The 18492-nt window shown below is 70.4% G+C and carries 16 protein-coding genes; 8 read left to right on the top strand and 8 right to left on the bottom strand.

Going from position 1 to position 18492, the window contains the following annotated elements:
- Positions 1-265 precede the first annotated feature (265 nt).
- Together ppdK and dusB are read right to left on the bottom strand one after the other, a co-directional pair.
- Positions 266-2989 (bottom strand): pyruvate, phosphate dikinase, encoded by a 2724-nt coding sequence (gene ppdK, locus CG740_RS29530; protein WP_100578377.1) that lies wholly within the window; start codon positions 2987-2989, stop codon positions 266-268.
- A gap of 420 nt (positions 2990-3409) precedes the next feature.
- The gene (gene dusB, locus CG740_RS29525; RefSeq protein ID WP_100578376.1) at positions 3410-4555 is read right to left on the bottom strand and encodes a tRNA dihydrouridine synthase DusB; all 1146 of its coding nucleotides are present in this window, start codon (positions 4553-4555) and stop codon (positions 3410-3412) included.
- Between the two features lie 126 nt (positions 4556-4681).
- Between dusB and CG740_RS29520 the strand changes: the two genes are divergently transcribed.
- Entirely contained in the window at positions 4682-6142 is a 1461-nt protein-coding gene (locus tag CG740_RS29520) for an MFS transporter (protein ID WP_100578328.1), read from the top strand.
- On the opposite strand, the gene CG740_RS29515 is transcribed toward CG740_RS29520, so the two are convergent.
- Positions 6115-6990, bottom strand: coding sequence for an MmyB family transcriptional regulator (locus tag CG740_RS29515; protein ID WP_100578327.1), 876 nt, complete (start codon positions 6988-6990; stop codon positions 6115-6117). The genes CG740_RS29520 and CG740_RS29515 overlap by 28 nt on opposite strands.
- A gap of 111 nt (positions 6991-7101) precedes the next feature.
- On the opposite strand from CG740_RS29515, the gene CG740_RS29510 reads away from it, so the two are divergent.
- Complete coding sequence (locus tag CG740_RS29510; protein WP_234376540.1) at positions 7102-8565, top strand: MFS transporter; 1464 nt, start codon at positions 7102-7104, stop codon at positions 8563-8565.
- A gap of 107 nt (positions 8566-8672) precedes the next feature.
- On the opposite strand, the gene CG740_RS29505 is transcribed toward CG740_RS29510, so the two are convergent.
- Complete coding sequence (locus tag CG740_RS29505; protein ID WP_100578326.1) at positions 8673-8861, bottom strand: DUF6243 family protein; 189 nt, start codon at positions 8859-8861, stop codon at positions 8673-8675.
- A gap of 167 nt (positions 8862-9028) precedes the next feature.
- On the opposite strand from CG740_RS29505, the gene CG740_RS29500 reads away from it, so the two are divergent.
- On the top strand, positions 9029-10045 hold the full coding sequence (locus CG740_RS29500; RefSeq protein ID WP_100578325.1) for an aldo/keto reductase: 1017 nt from the start codon (positions 9029-9031) through the stop codon (positions 10043-10045).
- Positions 10046-10168: 123 nt separating this feature from the next.
- A complete protein-coding gene (locus CG740_RS29495; RefSeq protein ID WP_100578324.1) occupies positions 10169-10762 on the top strand; it encodes a TetR/AcrR family transcriptional regulator in 594 nt (197 codons plus the stop codon).
- A 47-nt stretch (positions 10763-10809) separates the two neighbouring features.
- Here CG740_RS29495 and CG740_RS29490 read toward each other — a convergent pair whose 3' ends face one another.
- The 3 genes from CG740_RS29490 to CG740_RS29480 are packed head-to-tail and all read right to left on the bottom strand — an operon-like array spanning position 10810 to position 13630.
- Entirely contained in the window at positions 10810-11742 is a 933-nt protein-coding gene (locus tag CG740_RS29490; RefSeq protein WP_100578323.1) for a DUF4097 family beta strand repeat-containing protein, read from the bottom strand.
- Positions 11739-12395, bottom strand: a complete 657-nt coding sequence (locus tag CG740_RS29485) for a response regulator (protein WP_234376539.1) — start codon at positions 12393-12395, stop codon at positions 11739-11741. Before CG740_RS29485 ends, CG740_RS29490 begins: the two co-directional genes overlap by 4 nt.
- On the bottom strand, positions 12383-13630 hold the full coding sequence (locus CG740_RS29480) for a sensor histidine kinase (RefSeq protein ID WP_100578374.1): 1248 nt from the start codon (positions 13628-13630) through the stop codon (positions 12383-12385). Before CG740_RS29480 ends, CG740_RS29485 begins: the two co-directional genes overlap by 13 nt.
- A 179-nt stretch (positions 13631-13809) precedes the next feature.
- Here CG740_RS29480 and CG740_RS29475 point away from each other — a divergent pair, with 179 nt between their 5' ends.
- Complete coding sequence (locus CG740_RS29475; RefSeq protein ID WP_100578322.1) at positions 13810-14241, top strand: hypothetical protein; 432 nt, start codon at positions 13810-13812, stop codon at positions 14239-14241.
- A gap of 116 nt (positions 14242-14357) precedes the next feature.
- Here CG740_RS29475 and CG740_RS29470 read toward each other — a convergent pair whose 3' ends face one another.
- Positions 14358-15740, bottom strand: coding sequence for a glycine--tRNA ligase (locus CG740_RS29470; RefSeq protein WP_100578321.1), 1383 nt, complete (start codon positions 15738-15740; stop codon positions 14358-14360).
- A gap of 166 nt (positions 15741-15906) precedes the next feature.
- Here CG740_RS29470 and CG740_RS29465 point away from each other — a divergent pair, with 166 nt between their 5' ends.
- The 3 genes from CG740_RS29465 to CG740_RS29455 all read left to right on the top strand — a co-directional run.
- A complete protein-coding gene (locus CG740_RS29465) occupies positions 15907-16902 on the top strand; it encodes a metal ABC transporter substrate-binding protein (RefSeq protein ID WP_100578372.1) in 996 nt (331 codons plus the stop codon).
- Positions 16903-16973: 71 nt separating this feature from the next.
- The gene (locus CG740_RS29460; protein WP_100578320.1) at positions 16974-17732 is read left to right on the top strand and encodes a metal ABC transporter ATP-binding protein; all 759 of its coding nucleotides are present in this window, start codon (positions 16974-16976) and stop codon (positions 17730-17732) included.
- 5 nt (positions 17733-17737) lie between these two features.
- A partial coding sequence (locus tag CG740_RS29455) for a metal ABC transporter permease (RefSeq protein WP_234376538.1) occupies positions 17738-18492 on the top strand: 755 nt, incomplete at its 3' end.

Here is an 18492-nt window from a genome sequence, read left to right as displayed (position 1 = left end):
GGTTCACGGGTGGGGATCCGTGAACCGCACTCTGTATTTCCGGCCATGACGTCGTTAAATGTCCGCCATTCAACAGGAATTAAGCGCTCGCACACCTGGAACGTGTAGTGCGTTGCCTCCGAGGCAAACGCTTACCGTGCCGGTGAGGGGCCGTGAAGGCAAAAGGGGCGGCACCCCCGCACAGGGTTGCCGCCCCTTCTTGGTGTTCCGGAGCCGCCGCCGGATCGGTGGTGAGGGTCGGGGACCCGGCGGCGGCTCCGGGGCTCTAGCGCGAGTCGCTGCCCTTCGACTCGGCGGCCGCGCGGCCCGCTTCGAGGCGGGCGACGGGGATGCGGAACGGCGAGCAGGACACGTAGTCCAGGCCCACCTCGTGGAAGAAGTGCACCGACTCGGGGTCGCCGCCGTGTTCGCCGCAGACGCCGAGCTTCAGGTCGGGGCGGGTGGCGCGGCCGGCCTCGACGGCGGAGCGCACGAGGGAGCCGACGCCGTCCTTGTCGATGGTCTCGAACGGGGAGACCCCGAAGATGCCCTTCTCCAGGTACGCGGTGAAGAAGCTGGCCTCGACGTCGTCGCGGGAGAAGCCCCAGACGGTCTGGGTCAGGTCGTTGGTGCCGAAGCTGAAGAACTGGGCCGCTTCGGCGATCTGACCGGCCGTCAGGGCGGCGCGGGGCAGCTCGATCATGGTGCCGATGGTGAGCTTGAGCTCGGTGCCGGTGGCGGCCTCGACCTCGGCGATGACGGCGTCGGCCTCCTCGCGGACGATCTCCAGCTCCTGGACGGTGCCGACCAGCGGGATCATGATCTCGGCGCGCGGGTCGCCCTTGGCGTTCTTGCGCTCGGCGGCCGCCTCCGCGATCGCCCGTACCTGCATGGCGAACAGGCCGGGGATGACCAGGCCCAGGCGCACGCCGCGCAGGCCCAGCATCGGGTTCTGCTCGTGCAGCTTGTGGACGGCCTGGAGCAGGCGCAGGTCGTTCTCGTTGGCGTCCTTGCGGGACTCGGCGAGCGCGACGCGGACCGACAACTCGGTGATGTCGGGCAGGAATTCGTGCAGCGGCGGGTCCAGCAGGCGGACGGTGACCGGGAGTCCGTCCATCGCCTCGAAGAGCTCGACGAAGTCCGTCTTCTGGAGCGGCAGCAGGGCACTGAGTGCCGTCTCGCGCTCGTCGTCGGTGTCGGCGAGGATCAGCTTCTCGACCATCTCGCGGCGCTCGCCGAGGAACATGTGCTCGGTGCGGCACAGGCCGATGCCCTGGGCGCCGAAGCGGCGGGCCCGCAGGGCGTCCTCGGCGTTGTCGGCGTTGGCCCGTACGCGCAGGCGGCGTACCCGGTCCGCGTACGCCATGACGCGGTGCACGGCGCCGACCAGCTCGTCGGCGTCGTCGGCGCCGGCGTGCATGCGGCCCTCGAAGTACTCGACCACCGGGGACGGCACGACCGGGACCTCGCCGAGGTAGACCTTGCCGGTGGAGCCGTCGATGGAGACGACGTCGCCCTCTTCGATGACGGTGCCGGCCGAGGTGGTCATGCGGCGGCGCTTGGTGTCGACCTCCAGCTCCTCGGCGCCGCAGACACAGGTCTTGCCCATGCCGCGGGCGACGACGGCGGCGTGCGAGGTCTTGCCGCCGCGCGAGGTCAGGATGCCCTCGGAGGCGATCATGCCGTCCAGGTCGTCGGGGTTGGTCTCGCGGCGGATCAGGATGACCTTCTCGCCGGAGCGGGACCACTTGACGGCGGTGTAGGAGTCGAAGACGGCCTTGCCGACCGCGGCGCCGGGCGAGGCGGCGATGCCCCGGCCGATCAGGTCGCTCCTGGCCGCGTCGTCGAAGCGCGGGAACATCAGCTGGGCGAGCTGGGCGCCGTTGACGCGCTGGAGCGCCTCGGCCTCGTCGATGAGGCCCTGGTCCACGAGCTGGGTGGCGATGCGGAAGGCGGCGCCGGCGGTGCGCTTGCCGACCCGGGTCTGGAGCATCCACAGCTGGCCGCGCTCGATGGTGAACTCGATGTCGCAGAGGTCCTTGTAGTGGGTCTCCAGGGTCTCCATGATCTGCATGAGCTGGTCGTAGGACTTCTTGTCGATCCCCTCCAGCTCGGCGAGAGCCACGGTGTTGCGGATGCCGGCGACGACGTCCTCGCCCTGCGCGTTCTGGAGGTAGTCGCCGTAGACGCCCTGGTGGCCGGAGGCCGGGTCGCGGGTGAAGGCGACGCCGGTGCCGGAGTCGGGGCCGAGGTTGCCGAAGACCATCGAGCAGATGTTGACCGCGGTGCCGAGGTCGCCGGGGATGCGCTCCTGGCGGCGGTAGAGCTTGGCGCGGTCGGTGTTCCACGACTCGAAGACCGAGCGGATCGCGAGGTCCATCTGCTCGCGCGGGTCCTGCGGGAAGTCGCGCCCGGCCTCGGCCTTGACGATCTTCTTGAACTGCTTGACCAGCTTCTTCAGGTCGCCCGCGTCGAGGTCGGTGTCGACGGTGACCTTCTTGGCGGCCTTGGCGTCCTCCAGTGCCTCCTCGAACAGCTCGCCGTCCACGCCGAGGACGGTCTTGCCGAACATCTGGATCAGGCGGCGGTAGGAGTCCCAGGCGAAGCGCTCGTCGCCGGCCTGGGCGGCGAGGCCGGCCACCGACTCGTCGGAGAGCCCGATGTTGAGGACGGTGTCCATCATGCCGGGCATCGAGAACTTGGCGCCGGAGCGGACGGAGACCAGCAGCGGGTCGTCGGCCTGGCCGAGCTTCTTGCCCATCGTCTGCTGGAGGGCGTCGAGGTGCGCGCTGACCTCGTCGCGCAGCTCGGCCGGCTCGTCGCCGCTGTCGAGGTAGACCTTGCACGCCTCGGTGGTGATCGTGAACCCGGGAGGGACCGGGAGGCCGAGGTTGGTCATCTCGGCGAGGTTCGCGCCCTTTCCGCCGAGGAGGTCCTTGAGGTCCCTGTTCCCCTCGGTGAAGTCGTAGACGAACTTCTGGGTGTGCTGGAGGTCTTTGTCTTCCGACACGGGTCTCGACTCCTCGAATCCGCGGTGGCTGCCCTGACGGCGAGGAACATACCCAGATCGAAGGTGTCTGGGTACGTCCACTTGCGCGTCACGGGGTCTTAACCACTCGTCCGCCACCAGATCGAAAGTGACTGGCGCGTAAGCGACCCTCGCCGCATGCCTTCATCACTTGAACGGAGTAGGTCAAGAAAGGGTTTAGTTGCTCTCATGTGAGCGGGTGTGTGTTCAAGTGAGTTCACTACCTGAACGCGAAAGGGGTGGCACTCAGTGCCACCCCTTTCAGAGGTGCAGCCACCCGGAAAACGCTCATCTGAGCGCAACCCCTATCAGGGGTGGCGAGAATCACGCGCTCGATCGAGCGGCATTCCAGCCTTCGGACGGCTCTTCGGACGGATCCGGGCCCCTCCGGAGCCGCGCGGATCAGCCGCCGGAGGTGTCCAGCTCGGCCTCCATGCTGATGCCGGAGCAGTCGTAAGGGTCCTTCAGCCAGCCGTCGGGCAGGACGACCCGGTTGTTTCCGGACGTTCTGCCGCGCGGGCCGTCCGCTCCGTCCGGCCACGACTGGTCCAGATCGAGCTCGCTCAACTGAGCACCCAGTTCGTCGAGCGACGAGGTGACCGCCAGGCGCTTGCGCATCTCCGAACCGACCGCGAAGCCCTTCAGGTACCAGGCGACGTGCTTGCGGAAGTCGATCACACCGCGCGTCTCGTCGCCGATCCACTCGCCCAGCAGCGTGGCGTGCCGCAGCATCACCTCGGAGACCGTGCGCAGCGTGGGCCGCGCGAAGGAGTCGGTGCCCTCGAAGGCGGCCACCAGGTCGCCGAAGAGCCAGGGGCGCCCGAGGCAGCCCCGGCCGACCACGACGCCGTCGCAACCGGTCTCCTTGACCATGCGCAGCGCGTCCTCGGCGGACCAGATGTCGCCGTTGCCGAGCACGGGGATCTCGGGGACGTGGTCCTTGAGGCGGGCGATGGCGTCCCAGTCGGCGGTGCCGCCGTAGTGCTGGGCGGCGGTGCGGCCGTGCAGGGCGATGGCGGTGACGCCCTCTTCGACGGCGATGCGGCCGGCGTCGAGGAAGGTGATGTGGTCGTCGTCGATGCCCTTGCGCATCTTCATGGTGACCGGCAGGTCCCCGGCGTTCGTGACGGCCTCGCGCAGGATCGCGCGCAGCAGCGGCCGCTTGTAGGGCAGGGCGGAGCCGCCGCCCTTGCGGGTCACCTTGGGCACGGGGCAGCCGAAGTTGAGGTCGATGTGGTCGGCCAGGTCCTCGGCGACGATCATGCGGACGGCCTTGCCGACGGTGACCGGGTCCACTCCGTAGAGCTGGATCGAGCGCGGGGTCTCGGTCTCGTCGAAGTGGATGAGCTGCATGGTCTTCTCGTTGCGCTCGACCAGCGCCCGCGTTGTGATCATCTCGCTGACGAACAGGCCCTTGCCGCCGCTGAACTCGCGGCACAGGGTGCGGAACGGAGCGTTGGTGATGCCGGCCATGGGTGCGAGCACCACGGGCGGCTGCACGGTGTGCGGGCCGATGGAGAGCGTGGTCATCTGTTCATTGTCGCGCATGCCGGCCGCGGCCCACCGGGGGCTGTGGACAACGTGGGCGCGCGACCCCGGTGGCGCCACCACCGGGACCGCCGACACCCGGGCCGCATGAACCGGGGTTCATTAGTTAGGCGTACTATCGAAGCCATGTCCGAGCCCACCCACCGCCGACGGATGCTCATCCTGGCGATCTGCTGCATGAGCCTGCTGATCGTCAGCCTCGACAACACCGTCCTCAATGTCGCCCTCCCCTCCATGCAGAAGGAACTGCACGCCGATGTCTCCGGCATGCAGTGGACGATCGACGCCTACACCCTGGTCCTCGCCTCGCTCCTGATGCTGTCGGGCTCGACCGCCGACCGGATCGGACGCCGACGGGTCTTCAAGGCGGGCCTGATCCTGTTCACCATCGGCTCGGTGCTCTGCTCGCTCGCCCCCAACCTGGAATCCCTGGTGGCCTTCCGGATGGTGCAGGCGGTCGGCGGCTCGATGCTCAACCCCGTCGCGATGTCGATCATCACCAACACGTTCACCGACCCGCGCGAACGCGCCCGCGCCATCGGCGTCTGGGGCGGCGTCGTCGGCATCTCCATGGCCGCGGGCCCCATCGTCGGCGGCGTGCTCGTCGAGACGGTCGGCTGGCGCTCGATCTTCTGGCTCAACCTGCCGGTCGGACTGCTCGCCCTCTTCCTGACCTGGCGCTACATCCCCGAATCCCGCGCCCCCAAGCCGCGCCGCCCCGACCCGGTCGGCCAGCTCCTGATCATCGCGCTGCTCGGCTCGCTGACGTACGCGATCATCGAGGTGCCCAGCGCCGGCTGGACCTCGCCGCAGATCCTCGGCTTCGGCACGCTCGCCCTCGCCTCCCTCGCCGCCCTCCTGGTGTACGAGCCACGACGCGCCGAACCCCTCATCGACCTGCGGTTCTTCCGCAGCGTCCCGTTCAGCGGCGCCACCGTGATAGCGGTCTCCGCGTTCGCCGCGCTCAGCGGGTTCCTCTTCCTCAACACCCTGTACCTCCAGAACGCGCGGGGCCTGAGCGCCCTGAACGCCGGGCTCTACATGCTGCCGATGGCCGCGCTCACCTTCGTCTGCGCGCCGCTGTCGGGACGCCTCGTCGGCAGCCGCGGGCCGCGCCTCTCGCTGCTCGTCGCCGGAGTCGCGATGGCCGCCAGCGGGCTCCTGTTCGCGGTCTTCGACGCCGAGCGGACCACGGCCCTGCTGTTCACCGGGTACGTCCTGTTCGGCCTCGGCTTCGGCATGGTGAACGCGCCCATCACCAACACCGCGGTCTCCGGAATGCCCCGCTCCCAGGCCGGGGTGGCCGCCGCGGTCGCCTCCACCAGCCGCCAGATCGGCCAGACCCTCGGGGTCGCGGTGATCGGCGCGGTCCTCGCGGGCGGCATGGCGGGCGTGGCCCCCGGCGCGTACGCCGACAGCTTCCCCGGGGCCGCCCGGCCGGCCTGGTGGATCATCGCGGGCTGCGGTCTGAGCGTGCTGTGCGTGGGGCTCGCCACCAGCGGGCGCCGGGCGCGCGAGTCGGCGCGGCGGACCGCGGAGCGCCTGGAGGCGCCCGCCGTTCAGACCCCGGCGGACGCCAACGCCTGACCGGACTCGGTGAGCGCCCGCAGCCGCTCCAGACGCCGGCGGGTCTCCTCGTCGGCCGGTACGTACATGACCACGCGCGGGCCGGCCGACGGGCCGAGCCAGAGATTGGTGTGCTCGACGCGCAGCAGGCCGACATGGGCGTTGTCCAGGTACTTCGTCTTGCCGCCCTGGTTGACCACCTCGTGCCGGGCCCACACTTCGCGGAACTCCGGGGAGGCCCCCTCCAGCCGGGCGAGGAGCGCCTTCCAGGCCGGCTCGGTGAGGTGTTCGGCCATCGAGGCGCGGAACTTGGCGGCCATCACCCGGTTCATCTCGGCGACGTCCACCACCGAGGCCCGCCACTGGGGGTGGGTGAAGGCCAGCCACAGGCAGTTGCGGTCCTCCGGCGCCAGGGCGTCGAGGTCGCAGAGCAGCTGCCCGTACGTGGGGTTGTAGGCGAGGATGTCGTACCGGCTGTTCTGGATGCAGGCCGGGATCGGGCCCAGCTGGTCGAGCATCGCGCGCAGCGCCGGGGTGATGCTCGGGCAGGTCGCGTTCGGCGCCGGGTCGAGGGCGCCGGCCAGCGCGAAGAGGTGGCTGCGCTCGCTGGGGTCGAGCAGCAGGGCGCGCGCGAGGGCGTCCAGGACCTGCGGGGAGACCTGGATGTCGCGGGCCTGCTCCAGCCAGGTGTACCAGGTGACTCCGACAGCGGAGAGCTGGGCGACCTCCTCGCGGCGCAGGCCCGGGGTGCGGCGGCGCCGGCCCGGAGGCAGGCCGACCTGTTCGGGGGTGATGCGTTCACGGCGGCTGCGCAGGAACTCGGCCAGCTCATGACGGCGGACATCGCTCGCCGGTGCCACAGTGCTCATGGTTTCAGGGTGCCGTACCGGCCGATGGTTGTCAGCCGGTTGCCAGGTAGTGCTTGTACCAGGATAAGGAGACTCTGGTACCAGGCTAAAAACAGGAGGATCGTCTTCTCCGTGAGCGAAACAACGGTACGGACGACCTCCACACCTTCCCCCACTCCTCCCCTGTCCCCCACGGTCCCGGTCACCCACCACGGGGCGGTGATCGGGCCGCTCGGGCTGTTCACGGTACTGCTCGGCGCGGCACTGCCTCTGATCGACTTCTTCATCGTCAACGTCGCCCTGCCGTCCATGGACAGCGACCTCGCGGCGGGCCCGGCCCTGCTGGAACTCGTGGTCGCCGGATACGGCGTCGCCTACGCGGTGCTGCTCGTGCTCGGCGGACGCCTCGGCGACATGGCGGGGCGGCGCCGGCTCTTCCTGACCGGCATGGCCGCCTTCGGCCTCACCTCGCTCGTCTGCGGCCTCGCCCCCACCGCCTGGACCCTGGTCGGCGCCCGGGTGGCACAGGGTGCCGCGGCCGCGCTGATGATGCCCCAGGTACTCGCCACCATCCAGGCCACCACGCAGGGCCCGCGCCGCGCCAAGGCGATGAGCCTGTACGGGGCGACCGCCGGCCTGTCCATGGTCGCCGGGCAGATCCTCGGCGGCGTTCTGGTCGCGGCCGATGTGGCCGGGTCCGGCTGGCGTTCGGTGTTCCTGGTGAACGTGCCGGTCGCCGTCGCCGGCCTGCTCCTCGCGGTCCGTACGGTGCCAGAGACCCGCTCGGACCGGCCGGCCGGCATCGACGTGGCCGGCACCCTGCTCCTGGCGCTCTCACTGGTGTCGCTGCTGCTGCCGCTGACCGAGGGGCGGGCCGCGGGCTGGCCGCTGTGGACGTGGCTCTCGCTCGGCGTCTTCCCGTTCGCGGCCGTCGCGTTCTTCCTGATGGAGCGGCGTGCCGACCGGCAGGGTCGGACTCCGCTGGTGCCGCCGAGCCTGCTCGACATCCACTCGCTGCGGCGCGGCCTGGTGATGGTGGTGCCGTTCTCGATCGGGTTCAGCGGCTTCATGTTCGTGGTCGCCGTGGTGCTTCAGCAGGGCCTGCGGATGGGCCCGGTCGCAGCCGGTCTCGCCCTGGTGCCGATGGCACTCGCGTTCTTCGCCGCCTCCCTCGCCGGGCCCCGGCTCATCGGCCGGTTCGGCACGCGGGTGGTGACGGCGGGCGGCGTGATCCAGGCGGTGGGCATCACCCTGCTCACCCTGACCGTGTGGCACGGCTGGTCCGGGCTGACCGTCGCCGAACTCGCGCCGGGCGTCGCCGTCGCCGGCCTCGGCCAGGGCCTCCAACTCCCGGTCCTCATGCGCCTGATGCTCTCCGACATCCCGGGCGACCGGGCCGGGGTGGGCGGCGGCGTGGTGGTCACCACCCAGCAGTCCGCGCTCGCCCTCGGCGTCGCCACCCTGGGCACGCTCTTCCTGGCGCTCGCCCCCTCGGCGGGCATGCGCGACGCGCTCGTGGTCACGCTGCTCGTACAGCTCGGGCTGGTCGTGGTGACGGCACTGCTGAGCCTGCGGCTGCCGCGTGTCATGCGGTGAGCGGCTGAGGCCGCCCGGACGGCGGAACTCCCCGGACGGCGAGGGGCCCGGAACGTGTTCTCACGTTCCGGGCCCCTCGCCGTCCGCCCCCTCCGGGACGCTCCGGATCAGCTCTCGCTCGGCTCCGGCACCGCGGGGTTGGCGCGCTCACGCATCTTGCGCAGCAGCTCCTCCTTCTTGTCCACGGCCGCCTTCCGGTCGGCCGCACTCCCCTGGACCGAGCCCTGGTCTCCGTTGCGGGACACCTTCTTGCGCTGTCCACCGACACCGAGCAGGTTGTTGCGACTCTTAGCCATGAGGGCGACGGTACCCCGGCCGGAGCGTCGGGCCGACCCATCGCATGACAACTGACAGATATTGAAATCTGTCAGTTGTCATGCGATGGTGGGGGCACACCCTCGATCCACCCCTCGGATCCCCACCCTCATCCCCATCCCTATCCCCACCCCCAGGGAGCCCCCTCATGCGAACCCTCACCCTCGGCACCAACGGCCCCCGGACCGCAGCGCTCGGCCTCGGCTGCATGGGCATGTCTGCGCTGTACGGAGAAGCCGACCGGGACGAGTCGATCGCCACGATCCACGCCGCCCTGGAGGCGGGTGTCACCCTGCTCGACACCGGCGACTTCTACGCGATGGGCCACAACGAGATGCTGATCGGCGAGGCGCTGCGTTCCGCGCCCGCCGCGGCCCGCGAGCAGGCGCTGACCAGCGTCAAGTTCGGCGCGCTGCGCGACCCGGACGGCGGCTGGTCCGGGTACGACGGCCGGCCCGGCGCGGTCAAGAACTTCGCCGCGTACTCGCTCCAGCGCCTCGGCGTCGACCACATCGACATCTACCGGATCGCCCGGATCGACCCGGACGTACCCGTCGAGGAGACCATCGGCGCCATCGCCGAGCTGGTCCAGGCCGGGCACGTGCGGCACATCGGCCTGTCCGAGGTGGGCGCGGCCACGCTGCGCCGGGCGGCGGCGGTGGCCCCGATCTCGGACCTCCAGATCGAGTACTCGCTGATCTCGCGCGGCATCGAGGACGAGATCCTGCCGACGGCGAGCGAGCTGGGCATCGGCATCACCGCGTACGGGGTGCTCTCGCGCGGTCTGATCAGTGGGCACTTCACGCGGGACCGGCAGCTGGCCGCGGGCGACTTCCGCGGGATGAGCCCGCGCTTCCAGGGCGAGAACCTCCAGCACAATCTGGACCTGGTGGACGCACTGCGGAAGATCGCCGAGCAGAAGGGGGTGTCGGTCGCGCAGACCGCGATCGCCTGGGTACTGGCGCAGGGCCCCCGGCACGGGGCGGACATCGTGCCGCTGGTCGGCGCGCGGCGCCGGGACCGGCTGGCCGAGGCGCTGGGCGCGCTCGATGTGGAGCTGACGGCGGCGGACCTGGCCGCGATCGAGGCGGCGGTACCGGCCGGTGCGGCCGCGGGCGACCGTTACCCGCAGGCGCAGATGGCCCACCTGGACAGCGAGCACTGAGCCACGGACGGAATCGTTCGCCCGGTGGTACGGGCGGATCGTCGCCCGGCGTGGCCTGTGGACAACCCTGTCACCGGGGTTGTCCACAGGCCGGCCGGGCCGTTGGGAGCGGCAGGTAACGTCATGGCCATGAGTACGGAACCACTGACCGCCGAGCGCATCCTCGTGGCGACCGAGGAGGTGCTGCGCCGCCACGGCCCGGCGAAGGCCACGGTCGTCGATGTGGCACGCCAGCTCGGGGTGAGCCATGGCAGCGTCTACCGCCATTTCCGTACGAAGGCCGCGCTGCGCGAGGCGGTCACGGAGCGCTGGCTGAACCGTTCGACGGATCTGTTGCGGGGAATCGCGGCCCGCGAGGATCTGGAGTCGGGGGTGGTGCTGCGGCTGTGGCTGAGCGAGCTGTTCCTGGCCAAGATGGCCAAGGCGGGCGATGATCCGGAGCTGTTCCAGACGTACGAGGTGCTGCTGCGGGAGAACAGCCGGGTGGTGGAGGAGCACATCGGTGAGCTGGTGGGCCAGCTCACGGCGATCATTCAACTGGGCGTGGCACGGGGCGAGTTCAGGATTTCCGATACGCCGGGCAGCGCGGCGCGTGCGGTGTTCGACGCGACGGGCCGCTTCCATGATCCGGTGTACGCGGCGGAGTGGTCCCGGCCGTCGATCCGGGACGATTTCGGTGCGGTGGCGGATCTGATCCTGAACGGGCTGAAGCGCTAGGGCCCGTCCGCCAACGCCCGGCGTGCCCTTTGGTGCGCCGGCCGGGTTCAGTGGCCGGGGTAGCCGATGTCCACCGAGCCGGAGCCGGTGGTCGCGTCGATGACGCGGTCGGAGCCGCTGTCGATCAGTTCGTCCTGGATGCTGCGGCCGCCCGATCCGGAGTGTCCGGTCACCCGGTAGCGGGCGCCCTGGGGCACCGTGATGTCGACGCTGCCGGACCCGGTGTCCGCCTCGACGTGCTGGGGCGCGGTGGCGAAGTCGGCGTCGATGGTGCCGGATCCGGCCTCCAACGAGGCGTTCGGGGAGGCGAGTTGGACGGCCTGGAGTTCGCCGGAGCCGACGCTCGCCCTGACCGGGCCCTTCAGTCCGTACAGTTTTATGCCGCCGGAACCGCCGTGGAGGTCGACCGGGCCGGCCAGGTCGTGGACCTTGATCTCGCCGGATCCGCCGTGCACCTTGAGGCTGACTCCGGTGGGTACGGCGAGGTCGAGGTCGACCTGGCAGTTCTGGAGGTAGCGGTCCACGAAGCCGGTGCAGCGGGTCTTCAGCTTGAGGGTGTCGCCGTCCCAGGTCTGTTCGACGACGGGGCGTTTCATCGACCAGGTGAGGCTGCCGTTCACGGTGACGTGTCCGGCGGGGCCGCTGGTGACGGTGATCCGGGAGACTCCGGCGTCCACTTCGACGGCCGTGACGGGGTGGGCGCGGCCGTTGTCGGGGCCGACGTACCGGTCCGTGCGGCTGATGGCGCCGGCCACCAGGGAGAAGACGCACGGCACCACGATGCCCAGGGCGCCGATGATCGCCACGGCGATCCAGGCGCCGCGGTGACGCGCCCGCCCTCCCGCCTCTTTCGTGCCGCGCCGCCCGGTGGCTTCGCGGTGCCCGGGGGCGGCTTCGCGCTGTTCGGCAGCGGCTTCGCGCTGTTCGGCAGCAGCTTCGCGCTGTTCGGCGGCGGCTTCGTGGTGCCCGGTGGCGGTCACGCGGGGCCGCCGTCCAGGAAGCGCAGGACCGCGAGGACGCGGCGGTGGTCGCCGTCGGCGACGGGCAGGTCGAGTTTGGCGAAGATGTTGTTGATGTGTTTGGCCACCGCGCTTTCGCTGACGACGAGTTCGGCGGCGATCCCGGCGTTGGAGCGCCCTTCGGCCATGAGGGCGAGGACTTCGCGTTCGCGCGGGGTGAGGCGTTCCAGCGGGTCGGTTCCGCCGCCGCGGCGCAGCAGCAGTTGGGCGACGACCTGCGGGTCGAGGGCGGTGCCGCCGGCGGCGACGCGCTTGAGGGCGTCGACGAACTCCTCGACGTCGGCGACGCGTTGCTTGAGGAGGTAGCCGATGCCGCCGGTCTGGGTGGCGAGCAGGTCGGCGGCGTAGCGCTCTTCGACGTATTGGGAGAGGAGCAACACGGCGGTGTCCGGCCATTGTTGACGGATCATCAGAGCGGCGCGGACGCCTTCGTCGGTGAATCCGGGGGGCATCCGGACGTCGACGAGGGCGAGCTGGGGCCGGTGTTCCTCCACGGCCCGCAGCAGGCCCTCGGCGTCCTCGGTCTCGGCGGCGACGTCGAAGCCGGCCATGTCGAGGACTTTGACGAGTCCTATCCGCAGCAGTACCGAATCCTCGGCGATCACAGCCCGCACGGCAGCTCCACAGTGATGACGGTTGGGCCCCCGTGGGGGCTGTTGATCCGGATGGTTCCGTCGACCGACCCTACGCGCTTGCGCAGGCCGAGCAGTCCGGTGCCGCCGGCCGGGTCGGCACCGCCCACGCCGTCGTCCTCGACGGTGATCGTCAGGAGTTGGGCGCGGCGGCGGACGTGGACGCGACAGCGGGTGGCGCGGGCGTGCTTGGCGACGTTGGCGAGGGTTTCGGAGACGACGAAGTAGGCGACGGCCTCGACGGTGGGGGTGGGGCGCTGGGGCAGGTCGACGGTGAGTGCGACGGGGAAGGGGGCGCGGGCGGCGATGCCGGAGATCGCGGCGTCCAGGCCGCGGTCCTCCAGGACGGCGGGGTGCAGTCCGCGGACGAGGTTGCTGAGTTCTTCGATGGCTTCCTTGGCTTCGCGGTGGGCCTCGTCGATGACGGCCCGGGCTTCGGGCGGCAGGTCGGTGAGGGTGGCGCGGGCGATGCCGAGGTTCATGGCGAGGGAGACGAGGCGTTGTTGGGCGCCGTCGTGGAGGTCGCGTTCGATGCGCCGGCGTTCCAGGTCGGCGGCGTCGAGGATGTCGGCGCGGCTCTCGGCGAGGTCCTCGACGCGGCGTTCGAGTTCCTTGGCGCGGTTGGGGCCGAGCAGGGCGGTGGCGGCCCGGTGGTCGAAGTGGGCGATGAGGGCGGCGGCCCAGGGTGTCGCGATGAGCAGGACGACGCCGAGGACGGTGAAGGCGGTGTACTGCTGTGTCCAGCCGGGCGGCCGGTAGTTTTCGGGCAGGGCCCACACCCAGGAGTAGACGAGGGCGCAGCCGGCGCCGGCGGCCCAGCCGAGGACGACGAGGGCGCCGCCGAGTGCGGTGAGCGGGGAGACGAGCAGGTGGTAGCCGTACTGCCGCCAGGTCGACTCGGCGCGCAGCCGGGGCAGGATTCCGTGCGGGTGGTACCAGCGGTGGGCCCAGGGGATCTTCGGGATGTCGAGCCCGGCCAGCGACCAGAGGCGGCTGCGCTGGAGGAGGGTGAGCAGCGGGCGCAGCAGGAGGACGGAGCCGAGGGTCTTGAGGAGGTGCCCGGGGTTGGAGAACGTGTAGGCGAGGGCGAGCATCACGGGGACCGCCACGGGTATGGACGCGGCCACGAGTGCGGTGTTGCGCCAGGCCCACGCCGACCACGGCGCGTGCGCGGCGCTCCAGTGGTACGCGCGCCGCAGCGGGCCGGGAGTTGCCATGTGCACAGGGTAGTTGGGCTGGTCAGGGCGTTGCCATCATGGTGGTACCCGGTGGGGGGTATAGCTGGCACCACCCCCGGTTCGGACAGCCGCGTTACTGACCTGGGCGGCTCGGCGGGCGAGGGTTGTCACTGTGCTCGGGCGGAGGTTCCGCCGGGCCGGACAAGGAGCCCGCCGCCATGACTCTCGTCGCCCCTCAGATCCGTACGAGCCGTTCGCCCCGTACCGTCGTGGGTGTCGCGGGGGCCTTGCGTCGTCCGCGCCTGGCGACGGTGTTGACCGGGGCGGGGTTGGCGCTGGTGCCGTGGATGGTGGTGCTGGCCAAGACGCTTCCGCAGACGACGCAGGTGTCCAACTGGTCGACGGCGTGGGTGGGTCTGGACGCGCTGCTTGCGGTGGGGCTCACCGGTACGGGGGTGCTGGTGCGGCGGGGTGACCCCCGGGCGTCCCAGGTGGCCGCGGCGACGGCGGCGGTCCTGTTGGTCGACGCCTGGTTCGATGTGGCAACGGCCGCGCCGGGTACGGAACTTGCCACGGCCGTGACGCTGGCGCTGGCGGCGGAGCTGCCGATGGCGGTGACGTGCGCGGTGGTCGCGCTGCGCAAGTCGTAGCACGCGAAACGCCGGACGGGCCGGAAGTGCCGCTCAGCGGTCGCTTCCGGCCCGTCCGGCGTTTGCCGTTCGGGCGGGGGTGCTGGGGGCGTGCGCCTCCAGCACCCCAACTCCCTTCAGCAGCCGAGCAGTCGGCTGCCGAGGTACTGCTGGATCTGGTCCAGGGAGACCCGCTCCTGGGCCATGGTGTCGCGCTCGCGCACGGTCACCGCGTTGTCGTCGAGGGTGTCGAAGTCGACGGTCACACAGAACGGGGTGCCGATCTCGTCCTGGCGGCGGTAGCGGCGTCCGATGGCACCGGCGTCGTCGAACTCGATGTTCCAGTTCTGCCGCAGGTCGGCCGCGAGGCCCTTGGCCTTCGGGGAGAGCTGGGCGTTGCGGGACAGCGGCAGGACGGCGACCTTGACCGGCGCCAGGCGCGGGTCGAGGCGCATCACGGCGCGCTTTTCCATGACGCCCTTGGCGTTGGGCGCCTCGTCCTCGCTGTAGGCGTCGAGCAGGAACGCGAGCATCGCGCGGCCGACACCGGCTGCGGGCTCGATGACGTACGGCGTCCAGCGCTCGCCGGCTTCCTGGTCGAAGTAGGCCAGGTCGTGGCCGGAGGCCTTGGCGTGGGCGTTGAGGTCGTAGTCGGTGCGGTTGGCGACGCCTTCGAGCTCGCCCCATTCGCTGCCGCCGAAGCTGAAGCGGTACTCGATGTCGGCGGTGCGCTTGGAGTAGTGGGAGAGCTTCTCCGCCGGGTGCTCGTACCAGCGCATGTTCTCTTCACGCAGGCCGAGGCCGGTGTACCAGTTCCAGCGCTGCTCCATCCAGTATTCCTGCCACTGCTCGTCCTCGCCGGGCTTGACGAAGAACTCCATCTCCATCTGCTCGAACTCGCGGGTGCGGAAGATGAAGTTGCCGGGCGTGATCTCGTTGCGGAAGGACTTGCCCATCTGCGCGATGCCGAACGGCGGCTTCTTGCGGGAAGTCTGAAGGACCTGGCCGAAGTTGGTGAAGATGCCCTGGGCGGTCTCGGGGCGCAGGTAGGCGACCGAGCCGCTGTCCTGGGTGGGGCCGAGGTGGGTGGAGAGCAGGCCGGAGAAGCTCTTGGGCTCGGTGAAGGTGCCCTTGTTGCCGCAGTTGGGGCAGTTGAGGTCGGCGAGGCCGTTCGCGGGGGCCTTGCCGTGCTTCTCCTCGTAGGCCTCTTCGAGGTGGTCGGCGCGGAAGCGCTTGTGGCAGGAGGTGCACTCGGTGAGCGGGTCGGTGAAGGTGGCGACGTGGCCGGAGGCCTCCCAGACCTCGGAGGCCAGGATCACCGACGAGTCGATGCCGACGACGTCCTCGCGCGAGGTGACCATGTAGCGCCACCACTGGCGCTTCAGGTTCTCCTTCAGCTCGACACCCAGCGGCCCGTAGTCCCAGGCGGCCCGCTGGCCTCCGTAGATCTCGCTGCACGGGTAGACGAAGCCACGGCGCTTGCTCAGGTTGACGATGGTGTCGATCTTGTCGGCGGCCACGGTGCTCTCTTCATTAACGACGACGTGAACGGGGGAACGGCGAAGCCTTCAGATTACCGGCGGCCGCACCCCCTCTATCAAATCGGTCCCCGCCCGGGGCTCCGCGCAGGGGTCCACCCGTACTGATTATTGACAATCGTTTCCATCTTTGTTGAAAATGGATGTCATGAACGTACGACGCCTCATACCCACGGCCGCCCTGTCCTGCGCCGCCCTCCTCGGCCTCACCGCCCTCACGGCCTGCGGTTCGGGCTCCGCCGCGGAGCGGAAGGACGGGAAGCTGGACGTGGTGGCGTCGTTCTATCCCTTGCAGTTCCTGACCGAGCAGATCGGCGGCGACCACGTCGCGGTCACCGGCCTCACCAAGCCGGGCGTCGAGCCGCACGACCTGGAGATCAGCGCCCGCCAGACGGCGAAGCTCAACGACGCGGACGCGGTCGTCTACCTCAAGGGCCTCCAGCCCGCCGTCGACGCGGCCGTCCAGCAGGCCGACGTCAAGACGAAGGTCGACGCCTCGACGCTCACCGCGATGGAGAAGCACGGCAACGAGGTCGGCGGCCACGCGGCAGCCCACGACGACGCGGCCGAAGAGGCGGGCCACGACGACCACGCCGACCACGGCCACAGCCACTCCGAGAGCGGCGACGACCCGCACATCTGGCTGGACCCGGTGAAGTACGCCGAGGTCGCCAAGGGCGTCGGCGCGGCCCTCGCGAAGGCCGACCCGGCCCACGCCGCGGACTACGCCAAGAACACCGACGCCCTGGTGGGCAGGCTCGGCGGCCTCGACAAGGAGTACGCGGCCGCGCTGAAGAACACCAAGGCGAAGGTCTTCATCACCACCCACGCCGCCTTCGGCTACCTCGCCGAGCGCTATGGGCTGACCGAGGAGGCCATCAACGGCCTCGACCCGGACTCCGAGCCCAGCCCGGCACGGATCAAGGACCTCCAGAAGATGGCGAAGGCCGACGGCGTCACGACCGTCTTCTACGAGACGCTGGTCAGCGACAAGACCGCCAAGACCCTGGCGTCGGACGCCTCGCTCAGGACCGATGTGCTCGACCCCCTCGAAGGGATCACCGACCGGTCGAAGGGCACCGACTACTTCTCGGTGATGCGCTCCAACCTGACCGCCCTGACCACCGCGCTCGGCACCAAGTGACCGCCGAACCAGGCGACTTGGGCGCCTCGCGCCGAGCGACCCCCCGTCCACCCGCTTTGGAGGCACCTGCCATGGAGCCCGTCATAACGCTCACCAAGGTGACGGCCGAGCTCGGCTCGCGTCCCGTCCTGCGCGGCATCGATCTGGCCGTGGGGCGCGGCGAGGTCGTCGCGCTGCTCGGCGCGAACGGCTCGGGCAAGTCCACCGCGATCCGCACGATCATCGGGCAGGTGCCGCTGAGCGGCGGCTCGGTCGAGATCTTCGGCACCCCGCGGCGCCGCTTCCGCGCCTGGGGCCGGGTCGGATACGTGCCGCAGCGCACCACCGCCGCGGGCGGCGTCCCGGCCACGATCCGCGAGGTCGTCTCCTCCGGACGCCTCTCGCGCACCCGCTTCGGGATCCTGCGCAAGGCCGACCGCGACGCCGTCGACCGGGCGATCGCGGCCGTCGGCCTGGCCGACCGGGCCAAGGACTCCGTGGACGCACTCTCCGGCGGCCAGCACCAACGCGTCCTGATCGCACGGGCGTTGGCCGCCGAACCCGAGCTCCTGATCATGGACGAGCCGATGGCGGGCGTCGACATCGAGAGCCAGGAGATCCTCGCGGAGACCCTGCGCGAGCAGGTCGCGGCCGGCGCCTCGGTGCTGCTCGTGCTGCACGAGCTGGGCCCGCTGGAGCCGTTGATCGACCGGGCGGTGGTGCTGCGCGACGGCTGCGTCGTGCACGACGGGCCACCACCGAGGGCCGTGGGCCAGCACGCTCTGCCCGGCCACGACCACGTACATCCGCACACGGCCGCCGAGCCGGTACGCACGGGACTGCTGACCTGATCATGATGGAAATCCTGAACTCCCCCTTCATGCAACGGGCGTTGATCGCCGCCGTGCTCGTCGGGATCACCGCGCCCGCCGTCGGCATCTACCTCGTCCAGCGCCGCCAGGCCCTGATGGGCGACGGCATCGGCCATGTGGCGATGACCGGCGTCGGCCTCGGCTTCCTGCTCTCGACCTCGCCGGTGTGGATGGCCACCCTCGTCTCCGTGCTCGGCGCGGTCACGATGGAGCTGATCCGCTGGTACGGCAAGACGCGCGGCGACATCGCGCTGGCCATGCTCTTCTACGGCGGCATGGCGGGCGGCGTGCTCTTCATCAACCTCGCGCCGGGCGGCTCGACCGCCAACCTCAACTCCTACCTCTTCGGCTCCCTCTCCACCGTCTCGCAGTCCGACGTCTGGGCCATCGGCTTCCTGGCGGCGTTCGTCCTTCTCGTGACCGTCGGCCTGCGCCGCCAGCTGTTCGCGGTCAGCCAGGACGAGGAATTCGCACGTGTGACGGGTCTGCCGGTGCGCGCCCTGAACCTCCTGACGGCGGTCACGGCGGCGGTCACGGTGACCGTGGCCATGCGGGTGGTCGGCCTGCTCCTGGTCTCCGCGCTGATGGTGGTGCCGGTCGCGGCAGCCCAGCAGCTGTCCCGCAGCTTCGCCCTGACCTTCGCGATCGCGGTGGCGATCGGGGTGACGGTGACACTGAGCGGAACGGTCGTCACGTACTACGAGGACGTGCCGCCCGGCGCCGTCATCGTGCTCTTCAC

It is taken from the genome of Streptomyces sp. CB01201, assembly GCF_002803085.1.
Lineage (GTDB): Bacteria > Actinomycetota > Actinomycetes > Streptomycetales > Streptomycetaceae > Streptomyces > Streptomyces hundungensis.
This window is presented reverse-complemented; position numbering and strand designations above follow the sequence as displayed.

Excerpts from the sequence above, each read along its gene's own strand:
- dusB (WP_100578376.1), bottom strand. The coding sequence starts at position 4,555 with ATGCGCGACAATGAACAGATGACCACGCTCTCCATCGGCCCGCACACC.
- CG740_RS29520 (WP_100578328.1), top strand. The coding sequence starts at position 4,682 with ATGTCCGAGCCCACCCACCGCCGACGGATGCTCATCCTGGCGATCTGC.
- CG740_RS29515 (WP_100578327.1), bottom strand. The coding sequence starts at position 6,990 with ATGAGCACTGTGGCACCGGCGAGCGATGTCCGCCGTCATGAGCTGGCC.
- CG740_RS29505 (WP_100578326.1), bottom strand. The coding sequence starts at position 8,861 with ATGGCTAAGAGTCGCAACAACCTGCTCGGTGTCGGTGGACAGCGCAAG.
- CG740_RS29500 (WP_100578325.1), top strand. The coding sequence starts at position 9,029 with ATGCGAACCCTCACCCTCGGCACCAACGGCCCCCGGACCGCAGCGCTC.
- CG740_RS29495 (WP_100578324.1), top strand. The coding sequence starts at position 10,169 with ATGGCCATGAGTACGGAACCACTGACCGCCGAGCGCATCCTCGTGGCG.
- CG740_RS29480 (WP_100578374.1), bottom strand. The coding sequence starts at position 13,630 with ATGGCAACTCCCGGCCCGCTGCGGCGCGCGTACCACTGGAGCGCCGCG.
- CG740_RS29475 (WP_100578322.1), top strand. The coding sequence starts at position 13,810 with ATGACTCTCGTCGCCCCTCAGATCCGTACGAGCCGTTCGCCCCGTACC.
- CG740_RS29465 (WP_100578372.1), top strand. The coding sequence starts at position 15,907 with ATGAACGTACGACGCCTCATACCCACGGCCGCCCTGTCCTGCGCCGCC.
- CG740_RS29460 (WP_100578320.1), top strand. The coding sequence starts at position 16,974 with ATGGAGCCCGTCATAACGCTCACCAAGGTGACGGCCGAGCTCGGCTCG.